This window comes from Paenibacillus sp. Y930 (assembly GCF_056786375.1).
This window is the reverse complement of sequence record NZ_JBXCIX010000003.1, coordinates 237,751-249,450: the sequence shown is the minus strand read 5'-3', so window position 1 is coordinate 249,450 and position 11,700 is coordinate 237,751. Positions and strand designations below refer to the sequence as shown.

Annotated in this window: 12 protein-coding genes; all 12 read left to right on the top strand. The window is 35.1% G+C overall.

Features of this window, described 5'->3' with window-relative positions; all coding sequences use genetic code 11:
- Positions 1-8: 8 nt before the first annotated feature.
- The gene (locus AC1TO5_RS10135; protein ID WP_482062691.1) at positions 9-197 is read left to right on the top strand and encodes a hypothetical protein; all 189 of its coding nucleotides are present in this window, start codon (positions 9-11) and stop codon (positions 195-197) included.
- A gap of 15 nt (positions 198-212) precedes the next feature.
- Complete coding sequence (locus AC1TO5_RS10130) at positions 213-704, top strand: hypothetical protein (RefSeq protein WP_482062690.1); 492 nt, start codon at positions 213-215, stop codon at positions 702-704.
- Between the two features lie 21 nt (positions 705-725).
- A complete protein-coding gene (locus AC1TO5_RS10125; RefSeq protein ID WP_482062689.1) occupies positions 726-1,217 on the top strand; it encodes a hypothetical protein in 492 nt (163 codons plus the stop codon).
- Positions 1,218-1,233: 16 nt separating this feature from the next.
- Positions 1,234-1,464 (top strand): EsaB/YukD family protein, encoded by a 231-nt coding sequence (locus tag AC1TO5_RS10120; RefSeq protein WP_482062688.1) that lies wholly within the window; start codon positions 1,234-1,236, stop codon positions 1,462-1,464.
- Between the two features lie 16 nt (positions 1,465-1,480).
- Complete coding sequence (locus AC1TO5_RS10115) at positions 1,481-2,296, top strand: DUF5050 domain-containing protein (protein ID WP_482062687.1); 816 nt, start codon at positions 1,481-1,483, stop codon at positions 2,294-2,296.
- Between the two features lie 13 nt (positions 2,297-2,309).
- On the top strand, positions 2,310-6,176 hold the full coding sequence (essC, locus tag AC1TO5_RS10110) for a type VII secretion protein EssC (protein ID WP_482062686.1): 3,867 nt from the start codon (positions 2,310-2,312) through the stop codon (positions 6,174-6,176).
- Positions 6,177-6,195: 19 nt separating this feature from the next.
- A complete protein-coding gene (locus tag AC1TO5_RS10105) occupies positions 6,196-6,513 on the top strand; it encodes a WXG100 family type VII secretion target (RefSeq protein WP_482062685.1) in 318 nt (105 codons plus the stop codon).
- A 26-nt stretch (positions 6,514-6,539) separates the two neighbouring features.
- On the top strand, positions 6,540-6,836 hold the full coding sequence (locus AC1TO5_RS10100) for a WXG100 family type VII secretion target (protein WP_482062684.1): 297 nt from the start codon (positions 6,540-6,542) through the stop codon (positions 6,834-6,836).
- Positions 6,837-6,913: 77 nt separating this feature from the next.
- Entirely contained in the window at positions 6,914-8,002 is a 1,089-nt protein-coding gene (locus AC1TO5_RS10095; RefSeq protein WP_482062683.1) for a hypothetical protein, read from the top strand.
- 4 nt (positions 8,003-8,006) lie between these two features.
- Positions 8,007-8,834, top strand: coding sequence for a hypothetical protein (locus AC1TO5_RS10090; RefSeq protein WP_482062682.1), 828 nt, complete (start codon positions 8,007-8,009; stop codon positions 8,832-8,834).
- Between the two features lie 80 nt (positions 8,835-8,914).
- The gene (locus tag AC1TO5_RS10085) at positions 8,915-10,834 is read left to right on the top strand and encodes an Mbeg1-like protein (protein ID WP_482062681.1); all 1,920 of its coding nucleotides are present in this window, start codon (positions 8,915-8,917) and stop codon (positions 10,832-10,834) included.
- 32 nt (positions 10,835-10,866) lie between these two features.
- Positions 10,867-11,661, top strand: coding sequence for a copper amine oxidase N-terminal domain-containing protein (locus tag AC1TO5_RS10080; protein WP_482062680.1), 795 nt, complete (start codon positions 10,867-10,869; stop codon positions 11,659-11,661).
- The last annotated feature ends 39 nt before the right edge of the window (positions 11,662-11,700 follow it).

Sequence of the window (11,700 nt, the reverse complement as noted above, 5' to 3'; positions counted from 1 at the left end):
AATTGAAAATGAAAAAGCTATGGAAACAATTATTGAGTGACGAAAGAGGAGAATTTGGAATCAAACAAATCGCAATTACGGTTGCAATCATTATTGTTATTGGTGCAGTGATTGTTATTGTACGTGGAGAACTTGATGAGTGGATCGATTGGATCTGGGATAAATTCACAGACATGATTGATAATACGATTAAATAAGTAGGGGGTCATTGTGTGCAAGGGATAGCAAAAGCCATACTCATTACAATTGTGAGCTCGATTATTATTGTGCTCATAAACAATATGTCGTTTTTCTTCCCTTGGTATTTGACGTTAATCTCAGAAACTTATTATGTGTCACAAGTTGCTGCTAATGATAACTACTTATCCAGGGCCGATTATGAAGACATACAATCTAACTTGGAAGATAAACCCATATTCTCGAAGCGACAAGCTGAAATTCACATCTGGGTTCATAAATCAGATAACTATAATTATTCATCAGATACGGCAATTGCTAGTACTGACGCTAGTGACTACAGTAACTATACGTACGATTCAGATAAACCATACCGGCAAAGAGGAGAGCCAATATATATTAAGATTGAAGCCGTCTACCCTTTAACAGTTACGCTATGGGGTAAGGAATATTCAAAAGATATTCCAATGTCCTTCGAAATGACAACGGTTGGATTGAAGCATTATAAAGATCTTCCTTACTACTAGAATGAATAGGATGGTACGGTTGTGAGAATCTACGTAATCTCTATATTAGTTGTTTTGCTTGCGTCTATTGTTCTTCTGCCGATGGTAGAAATGGCTATTGTGTATCGAGAGAAAATAGTACTAGATTCGGCACTTAGAAATTCAAGCAAAGTTGCAAAGGATATCTCTCTTCAACGAGAAGCAATTCAGAATTTAGATGCCGAGATTGATGAAGAAGTTTTCATAACTTACTTCTCTGATACTTTCGAAGATGTTATGAATGTATATAATATTTCGACGATTGGTAACACGATGACGTTTACTTCTAATGACGGGAAATACGATTCGCTTACTGTAAATTTAACATTTGATCGTGAAATGAGGCTAGAAGGCGTAGTGACATCAGTTAGAGTGAAAGCTAACGCTACCTATAATTTCAAAACAAAATTAATGCAATTAGCTCAGGACATGAATCCTGCAATTGATTATCAACTAGAATCAGAACGTGAATATAAATTAACGGTAACCAATTGAAGAGAGGGACAAAGCTATGGATTATATATTGATTTCTTTTCAATCAGGAGATAAAGAAATGATTGATCTTCGAGTTCCACTCTTTACGACAGTAGAAGAACTTTTATCCATATTTCATGAAGTGTTAGGAACGCCTAATCATCGTGAAGCCATGTTACAAGCGGAACCACTAGGAAGAATTCTTAACAATAATCGGACATTAGAGCAAGAAGGGGTTACGCACGGCTCCCTACTAACGCTCGTCTGAGAAAGGATATTGAACAATGGGTAATATTTCTAATGGTGGTCTTATTATTCAAAGTAAGAATAAAATATTTCTTACAGATATTAAGCATTATACCGGTACGAAACTAGTGTCGATCGACACGAATGAAACTAGTGTAACCAAGATTAACGGTTTAATGTGGTATATGAATGGTGATGGTGAGGCTGTTTATTATAGCGACCAAAGAAATGGGCATGTCATGTGTAGACTATTTCTTGATACGATGCATGAAGAGCTGCTAATGGAGAAACCTTGCTGTAATCTTGTCTTGCAAAAGGAATGGATATATTACATTGATGAACGTAGTCAATATGTGCATCGTTGTCTGCACAATGGAACGAAAGAACAAGTAGTCATAGAGGAAAAGGTTTGGAGCTACATATTCTATAATGACAAGATTATATATTCAACGGCGAGAGGAATCCAAACCTGTAATGAACTAGGTAAATCTCAAGAGTTAGTTACAGATGCAACAGGATATAGTCTTATACTAATTGGTGATATTATTGCATTCTCCAATGAAAACAATAGCAATATGTTAACTATGATGAAATTGGGTGAATCAGACCTTATCATAGTGGAAAGTATACAAGCAGCAAGTCTAAATACAGATGGGGAATATATTTATTGTACAAACGCTTTAAATAATTGCAGTATCTATCGTGTAGATCCGATGAGCTTGCGAAGTATACGAATATCAGGTGATAGCGCTGATTATTTGCACATTGTTCAGAATATCCTCTATTATTGCGCCAATCGTGAGTGGTATCAACTACAACTCGGTGGAGGAGAAGCTAGCAAAATCATTCTGTGAGGTGCTCATATCGTTGAATATTAACTTTAGTCGTCAACCCCGGTTTCTTCCGGATATTCCGCAAGGAACATTGGACATTCCTAACCCGCCTTCGTTAAATGAGAAGCCGGAAATTAGTTGGTTTGGCTTATTACTGCCACCATCTGTCATGCTAGTCATTACATTACTTATTATGATGACAACTAATTCTATATTTATGTTAATTTCAATTACGATGACCGTTATGACATTAATTGGCTCGCTAGTCGGAGCAACAACTCAAATCAAAAAATATAAGAAGAAAAAGCGAGAACGTGAACAAAAGTATCTTCAATACATTGCAGATACAAGAAGTGAGCTCGCTATTGCGAAGGAACAGCAAACGAAAGCTATGAATGAAATGTATCCAGCTCCCGCAGAGTGCCTTAATAGAATCAATCGGACAGATAATAAGTTATGGGAAAAGACTCCTAACCATACTGATTTCTTATCATTAAGATTGGGATTAGGTAGTGCTCCTTTAGAACTGAAAGTGAATTATACAAAGCAAGCCATCATCCTAGAAACAGACCCTCTACTTATGGAACCTCAAAGAATCGCACAAGAATTCGAAAAAATACCCCAAGTGCCAATCACAATAAATTTGCTTGAAGCTGGAATCTGCGGTATCGCAGGGGAAAGTGCAGCAACAAGAGATTTGTTGGAATTAATGCTTCTTCAGATCGTTACACATCATGGTTATGACGATGTTAAAGTAGTTCTTCTTCTGTCGGAAGATAATGTAGACAGATGGAACTGGTTAAAGTTTTTACCGCATATTTGGGATGATAACTTCAGTTTGCGTTTCTTATTATGTGGTAATGCAATGGCACATCAAAGTCTATCCTCATTTTTCAATATGTTGAAAGAAAGAGAAATGAAATCTAAAGGGGGAAGAGTACTTCCTCATTATGTATTTATAGTAGAAGACCCAACTTTACTGGAAAATGAGCAAATTAGTAAATATCTCTATAACCATTCAGCTGAGATAGGAGTATCAACTGTATTCATCTCTCAGCATACATCGTATCTTCCTATGAATTGTAATGTGGTCGTCAACTTACAAGGGAAAAATGCGGAAAAAGCGGATAGACGATCTGGCGAGAAAATTGTATTTATCCCAGATACTGTACAATCTCTGCAATTGGAGGAAGCTGCAAGGAAACTTGCGCCTCTTAAAATTAAAAACACTAGTGCCAATTTCAGTCTTACTACTTCGATAACATTATTAGAAATGATGCAAGCAAAACAAGTCGATGAAGTGGATGTAACATCATTCTGGAATAAAAATAAGACCTATATGGGTATGAAAGTGCCAATAGGAGCACGAGCGGGCGGTTCAGCTTTTTTCCTTGATATGCATGAAACTGGGTTTGGTCCACATGGTTTAGTAGCTGGAACAACGGGATCAGGTAAGAGTGAATTATTGCAAAGTATTATTATTTCTCAAGCGATACATTTTCACCCTCACGATATAGTCTTTGTTCTAATTGACTACAAAGGTGGAGGCATGGCCGATGTATTTAAAGGGATGCCTCATCTGGTTGGGACGATTACGAACTTAGATGGTAATCAAACGACAAGGGCGCTTCTATCTATTAAAAGTGAATTGATGCGAAGACAAAGAGTATTCTCACAGTATGGAGTTAACAATATCGATAAGTATCAAAAGGTGTACTACAGCCATACCATTCAAGGTATGCCGGCAATTCCTCACCTAATAATGATTGCAGATGAATTTGCTGAATTAAAGCAAGACAAACCAGACTTTATGAAAGAGCTTGTAAGTACAGCTAGGGTAGGTAGAAGTCTTGGAGTGCATCTTATTCTAGCTACACAAAAGCCAGCAGGTGTTGTGGATGAACAAATCTGGAGTAACTCTAAATTCAAAATTTGTCTGAAAGTACAAGATGAAGCTGACAGTAAAGATGTTATTAAAAGACCAGATGCAGCATTTATTAAAGAACCTGGTAGAGCATACATCCAAGTTGGAAATGATGAAGTATTTGAACTGTTCCAGTCGGCTTATTCAGGTGCTAATTATAATGGTGAAGGTACGCAAGCGAAAGAACAGAATCAACCAAAGCGAGTGTTTCAACTTTCTTTGAATGGTCTGCAAGAGCAAATCTACCCATTATATGAAGAGAAGATTAAGGATGATAATGTCACCACGCAATTATCAGCAATGGTTGATCATATTACAAAAGAGGCTCGAAAAAAACATATCGAAGCTCTTTCAGGACCATGGTTACCACCGCTGGAAGATAAATTATATTTGAATGACATTATTGCTGAAGTGCACAATCATAATCAGGATGCGAATGAGAATAGAAATCTTCTTTCAATTCCAATTGGTATATTAGATGATCCACGATCACAGTTACAACATACATTAAATTTGAACTTTATTGAGGATGGAAATCTATTTGTATACGGGATCTCCGGTACCGGTAAAACTTCATTACTACGTACGCTATGTATTGCCGGTAGTTTGCAATATTCACCCAAAGAACTTCATATATACATTATAGATTTCGGAGGCGGTAGCCTAAGAATGCTTGAGCAACTCCCTCATGTTGGCGGCGTAGTTACGTTAGAGCAAGAGGAGAAACTTCAGCAATGTGTATTGTACTTATTCCGGTGCATAGAAGAACGTAAAGCATTATTCGAGAAATCCAAACAAGATAGCTTTGAACATTATAGAAATGCTGGATATGAGTTACCTGCCATATTTGTCATGATTGATAACTATTTTGCATTAACGGAAACCTATGAAAATATTGATGAACGTATCATATTACTAGCTAGAGAAGGAATTAAATATGGCATTTATATTATTGCAACAGCCGTAAACTCATCATTGGTAAGATATAAACTTTCTATCAATTTCAAACAAGCGATATGTTATGAACTTTCTGATCCATCTGATTACAATCAAATTGTTGGTAGAACCGAAGGATTGGTCCCATCCAAATATCCAGGTCGTGGTTTGATTAAAGGTGATATACCATTAGAGTTTCAAACCGTTATACCGACATATGAGAATCGCACGCTAGATGAAGTCATGACTGAAATTGCAGAATCAACAGATACGAAAGCTATTCCAATTCCTATGATGCCTAATCTATTATACTTATCAGATATTCAACATTCTAACCAGTCTCAACTAGCTATTGGGCTAGCTCACAATGATTTACAGACGGTATTATTGGATATCAATACAACATCAGTAGTTATGGTTTGTGGAGATTCAGAAACAGGGAAAAGCACAATATTGAATTCATGGGTGAAGTCACTTCATAACCAAAATGAGAATTTGAGAGTATATGCACTAGATTCTAGTTCAATGGGGCTCTATCCCATCATGAATGAAGCTTACGTTACAAACTTAGCTGAGATTGAAGAAATGAATGAATTGGTAGAACAGATAGCCGCGTTACTAACGGACAGAAAGTCGCAAATGATAGCCTATCGTAATGCCAAAAAAGATCTCTTAGAGCTATATGGAAGTTGGGAACCTATACTATTTGTTTTTGATGATTTCGCTAAATTTACTGATAATAATATGTTTGAACTGCATGAACTATTAGAAAGATTAGTGAAAGAAGATAAAGGGCTAAGAGTAAATATTGTAGCTGCAGATACGCCATCCAATATGAGTTCCAATTGGGCCTCACTGGCCAAGAAGATAAAGGATGAGCAGACTGGAGTATTACTTGGAGCAATACGTAATCAAGATTTATTTGATATCCGACTACCATATGAAGTCCAAGAAAGAGTAAGTGAAAAGGGGGATGGATATTTTATTGTCAAAAATAAATATACAGGCATGCGCTTTGGTATTTTACAAGATGCACAATAGGTAAAGGAGGAGTGAAGTTGTGTATGATGCTGTTGCAAGATGTCTTATAGCAAGCGGTAATTTAAACGATGAGATAAGAAAAATCGAACAAATCAAAACCAATATAGATAAATTATTCTCTGGATCCTCTTCCTATTGGGATGGTGATGCACACGATGCATTTATGGATCAGAAAAGTAAAGTTGCTAAAGGCTTCACAAAATTAGAAGAAGCAATGAGAGAGAGCTCTAGAGAAATAATAAAGTTATCTAGAGCTAGTGCTGAGGCTTTATATGCTCGTGAACTTCTAGAACGTGAGCGAGCAAAACAAGAATTAGAAAAGAAAAAAAATAAATAAAAAAAACTTTGAGAGGAGGTGATATAATGTCGAGCCAAATTAGATTTGATTCAGCTAATGCAACTTCTGCTGCAAAAAGCATTAAAGCAAAGGCAGAAGAAGCAAATGGGACTATTCAAAAATTAACTAAAGAGATTAACGCACTTAGTTCTTGGTGGGATGGTGAATCTCAGAAAGCATTCGTAGACCAATACAATGAGTTAAAGCCTAGCTTTGATAAAATGGTTGAATGTGTTAAAACAATTAGTTTAAACCTTACAGAAGTTGCTCGTATTAAAGACGAAGCAGAGAAGCAAATGGCAGCAAAATTACGTTCGAAATAATTCAAATGGATTGGCAAAGCAATTATACTTTGCCAATCCATTGAATTTATTAATTCATTTGGTAGGAGGATCTACAAATGTTATTAACTGAAAAGAAATTTTGGGACTTACTTCAAGAGCATGTAATAGATGGTCGAATTAATGATCCTCAGTTCAATTATATAGAAAACTACAAATATAAAGAGTTAGAGTTACATGTCTATCAGACGAGTAATGATAGCTATTTTGTCGTTACTACTTATTCTTCTGATGATCTTTACGAAAGTCTTTCCTTTTTGAGAGACATGATGAATCCAGAGTTTGATAGCTTATACTTATTTGTTCAGAAGTATGCTCAGTACAATTCAACTTACATTACAGGCTATGGAATGGCAGGCGCAATAGCCCAAATACTTTCTCTGTCCATAAGGGAAGTTAATGGAGTAGTGTTCGAATCGCCTGGAATTCAAGGTCTTATAACTATGCAGATTCTCGAGAATCCCTCGATTTATAATATTATCTCGGCTAACGAAGCACTTACACTCATAGGAAATCAATTAACAAATGTTAAACATGCATCGACTATAGATGATACAAGTAACTATATGTTTGATGAACATGGCAACATGCTGCTAACAGAACCTACAGAGTTATATGGAATTATGCAACAATTCAACAGTTCAGATTTCATGAACCATAAATTATCTCGGAAATTAGTTTCTTTGCTCACGAGCGATGAATCAAAGCAAAGTGGAAAACTCATTAATGAAGAAGTTCAATTTTATTATGAGATGACGAATATAACAATGTCACTAATGATATCAAACATGCCCAAATTACTTGAATTTTCAAGAGTTGAAATGTTATCGATGATTACGATATGGGAAAAGGAAATGACAGATATAAAAGACGATTCTATATTACTAGACTTGGATGAATTTATGGAAATAACGAATAAAGCAATTGAACAATTACAGTCTTTTATTATAGATATTCAGGATAAGATGCAATTTTTAATAACCTTTACATTGTTTAAGTCGAATAATCAAACAGAAGATGGAGATAAAATAGTGCATATCTTGAATAAACTTGAAGTAGGGCTTCAACATCATTCCATGGAAACATTAAATGTATTACAGCATAAAATCAATAGCATTATTGATTCAAAACTAGAATTATTGAGGTGAGCCTATGAAAAAACTACTATTAAGTAAGAGAGTGAAAAGTGTTGCCCTATTGTTGCTTATAATGCTTATCAGTACAGCATGCTCTAACAATAAAGAGGACAAAAAAGCGTTAGAACAGGCATTGTATGAGAAGTACGGCGAAGAATTTGTGGTGAAAAAGTTAGAAGGTGGATCAGGCACCTATGATGATAATACACTAAAAGGTACTGCAGCACTGAAAAGTGATCCGCGTCTAGCATTTCCAGTAGAGATCGCAAAGGATCATAGTGTTGTGTACGACCAATATTTGAATGTGAGAGTAGCCGAAAATATTCGTGGAGATATAACGGAGAAGGCAAGAAAGTACTGGGATTCAGCAAAGGTAAGTGTTAGTAATGATACGCTATATGCTTATCCTACGGAAACAGATACAGATATGAGTTATGAACAATTTTTGGAATATCACCCATACAATGAGTTACTTGTAACCATATTTCTAAATAATGAAGACTATATGGATGGAAATGGGGATATGGATGAGGTTAAAGAAATTGAAAGTTACAGGGCTCTAGTTAAGGATTTTCAAGAAGCAAAGTATTTAAGTTCAGGTATATATTTTGTCTATTTATCTAATGAAGCATATCAACGCTATGATGAAATATTTGAGGAGAAATTATATCCAGATAATATATATAGAGAAGAGACAAATCTAAAGGGTAAACGGAATTATATTACACGTAACTTAATAAAAATTGATAAGGATGGGGAAGTAAATCTTAAGGATTCAGAAATACATGAAGTGTTTGAAAAATGGAAAGTAGATAGATTAGCTTATCTAGAATCCAAGGAATAATTCATTTATTTTTTGTTAGATATAATTTAATAAGGATTTTTCGTGATTGTGGATAATCATGTATAAAAGGAGGTACGAGTATGAATAAGATTGATGATATTATATTTCAACAATTGTCTCAATTGGTATATTTAGAGGTAAAGAGTATTGATCAAGAGAGTGGGAATATTAAAGATACAGATACTTTGAAAGAAATAGATTTTAAGGACTTTATTGATTACTACTTAGGTGAAAAAGGATTGCAAGAATTGAAAGAAAGATATCCAGACGAATGGACTGATGAATCAAGTGCTACGGATGGATTAACTCCCTTAAGTGACGCTGAGGAAATTGAAAAAATGCTATTAGAATTAAAAGAAAATCCAAATGTTAGTGATTGGAAAATTACAAATATCCAACCTAATACGTCAACAGGCTTTGCGGCATTCACTGTCGAAACGGGAGCTGACGATAAAATTGTTGTTTTCAGAGGAAGTGAAATGCCTGAAAGTTTAACGGATTTTAATAGAATGATGGATTGGGTAAATAATTTTCTAAGTTCCGGTACTACTCGTGATCCGCAACAATTAGAGGTAGAGAAGTACATGGAAAAAGTAATGAATCGATCAGATATAAATGGAAACATCTATTTTACAGGTCATTCCCTTGGAGGAAATCTAGCAGCATTTGCAAGTATGATTCTTGATGAACAATATAGAGATCAATTAATGAAAGTCATAACTTTTAACGCACCAGGTTTTACAGATAGATTGATTAAAGAGTTTGAAGATGAAATCAATGACATGGTTGATAAAGGTCTGATTAAAGAATATCGATCAGTAGGCGATATCGTTCCTTCGCTTTTTTACAGTCTTACAGATGGGATTTATGTAAAAATGAAAGAGTATAGAGCCGCTGGTTTTGGAAGTCATAGTATGCTAAGTATGGAGATTGATGAGGCCACGGGAAATATAGTGCTTGCTGAGAATCAGGAATTTTCCGAAATTCCCAAACTGATGAATGTTATATCTCAAGGGTTTTCAGCAGGATTATCGCCTTATCATGAGTTTGTATTACAACAAGTTAGTGCATTATATGCTGGTGAATTAACCATGAAAGGGGTATTTAAAGACGTACTGAAATTGTATCCACCTTATGCTACATATCAGCATATTAAAGAGTGGAATAGTTACATGTTTAATGATTTTATACCGTATGCCCTTGAGAGTATAAGGGATTATGTTCTTGTTCCGTTCTTAGCTGGAGCGTCCATTACCTTCGATGCAATTAAGCAGTACTCGAATGAGTTTAAGAAATGGGCTACAAATAGCTTTAATACATTTGTTGATAACTCAAAACAATTATTTACAGACTTAAAGGACAAAATGGTAAGTGGATTCAATTCTATGATGGATAAGATAGATGATATTGTAGATAAAACCAAGGAAAAACTAGCAACATGGAAAGAAAAAATAGTCTCTGCCTTGTTAGCGATAAAAGATGAGGTTGAATTAGTGATTTCTGAAGCAGTAGATGACTTCAAGAAAGAAATTAAAGAACGAAAAGTTGAATTTTTAGATAATGTAAAAAAAATATCGAATAATGCATTGAATAATGTAACAAATACTACGATAAAGATGGCTCAAAACATGGCGGTAGGTGCAACTTTATACAAAGGGACCAAGAAGATACTAACTGACATGACAGGTTTATTAAAGTTAGCAAAAAATATACGCAATGAACGAGATGATGTTTTATCTTATTTCAAGAAAGGATATAAAAAACAACTAGAATATATGCCTCAATTTGCACATCATTTTCCAGAATCCTCTGTTATTTCTGCTCGCATAGCAGTTGAGAATAAGCATGATATAGCTGTCACTTACTTGAATCAGCTAGATAAGCTACTTACTCAGTTAGCGACGAATGTACAAGAGGCGAATGAAACCTATAAAGCGTTAGAAAGTACGGTGAAAAAATCATTTAGGTTGTCGCTTAAGAACGTCACGTTGCTCAGATAACAAATTATCGTAGAAAGAAGGATGAATTGAACATGAATAAGAAAAGGATTTACCTAAGGAGTGTATGGCTTGGATTGGCATTACTATTGTTGTTAAGTAGTGTACCCGCATCTGCTGCTTTCTCACTACGTGTAGTTGTAGATAATACGAGAATCTGGTTTCCAGATGCAGAGCCATTTGTTGATAAGAATCAACGTACGATGGTACCCGTTCGCTTTGTAAGTGAAAAGTTAGGAGCCAAAGTTAATTGGGATTCAGCGAACAATAAGGTAACGATAACCGAAGGTGCGAAAAAAATTATATTAGAGATTAACAAAAAGGAAATTCGAATTGATGGTAAAACAGAAAAAATGGATACTGCTGCAGTATTAAAGGATAATCGGACATTCGTACCGATTCGCTTTGTCAGCCAGGCATTAGGAGCAACGATTAAGTGGGATCAAGCGATAAGTACCGTATACATAACAACAGGCAAACCAGTTGTGGAAACTAACGGTGAAACGAAAACTGTAGGTGAATTTACTGTACCTAAGAAGTTTGTTGCATATGAAAAAGAATATGGGGATCAAGATGCTGTGTTTTTTACCTTGAGTTACTTTTTTAGAGATTATGAGACACAAGTGAATGAATTAGCAGATATATTAGCTCAGAAGTTTAGTGATGAAGTGGTTGAAGAGGTCGTGAAACATCTAATGAAGAAAACAGAAGATGGTGTGTATCTAGAGTATATGGCTATAGATATCAACATATCTACAAATGAATGTATTATTATCAATGAGTCAAGAGAGGATTCAGTTCAAATCTATTATCTTTTACCTAAAAAATAAATCAATCAAAGTTATTTTTGTAATAGGTAACTATTAATT

Coding starts and splice junctions, on each gene's coding strand:
- AC1TO5_RS10135 (WP_482062691.1), top strand. CDS start 9: ATGAAAAAGCTATGGAAACAATTATTGAGTGACGAAAGAGGAGAATTT.
- AC1TO5_RS10120 (WP_482062688.1), top strand. CDS start 1,234: ATGGATTATATATTGATTTCTTTTCAATCAGGAGATAAAGAAATGATT.
- AC1TO5_RS10115 (WP_482062687.1), top strand. CDS start 1,481: ATGGGTAATATTTCTAATGGTGGTCTTATTATTCAAAGTAAGAATAAA.
- AC1TO5_RS10100 (WP_482062684.1), top strand. CDS start 6,540: ATGTCGAGCCAAATTAGATTTGATTCAGCTAATGCAACTTCTGCTGCA.
- AC1TO5_RS10095 (WP_482062683.1), top strand. CDS start 6,914: ATGTTATTAACTGAAAAGAAATTTTGGGACTTACTTCAAGAGCATGTA.
- AC1TO5_RS10090 (WP_482062682.1), top strand. CDS start 8,007: ATGAAAAAACTACTATTAAGTAAGAGAGTGAAAAGTGTTGCCCTATTG.
- AC1TO5_RS10085 (WP_482062681.1), top strand. CDS start 8,915: ATGAATAAGATTGATGATATTATATTTCAACAATTGTCTCAATTGGTA.
- AC1TO5_RS10080 (WP_482062680.1), top strand. CDS start 10,867: ATGAATAAGAAAAGGATTTACCTAAGGAGTGTATGGCTTGGATTGGCA.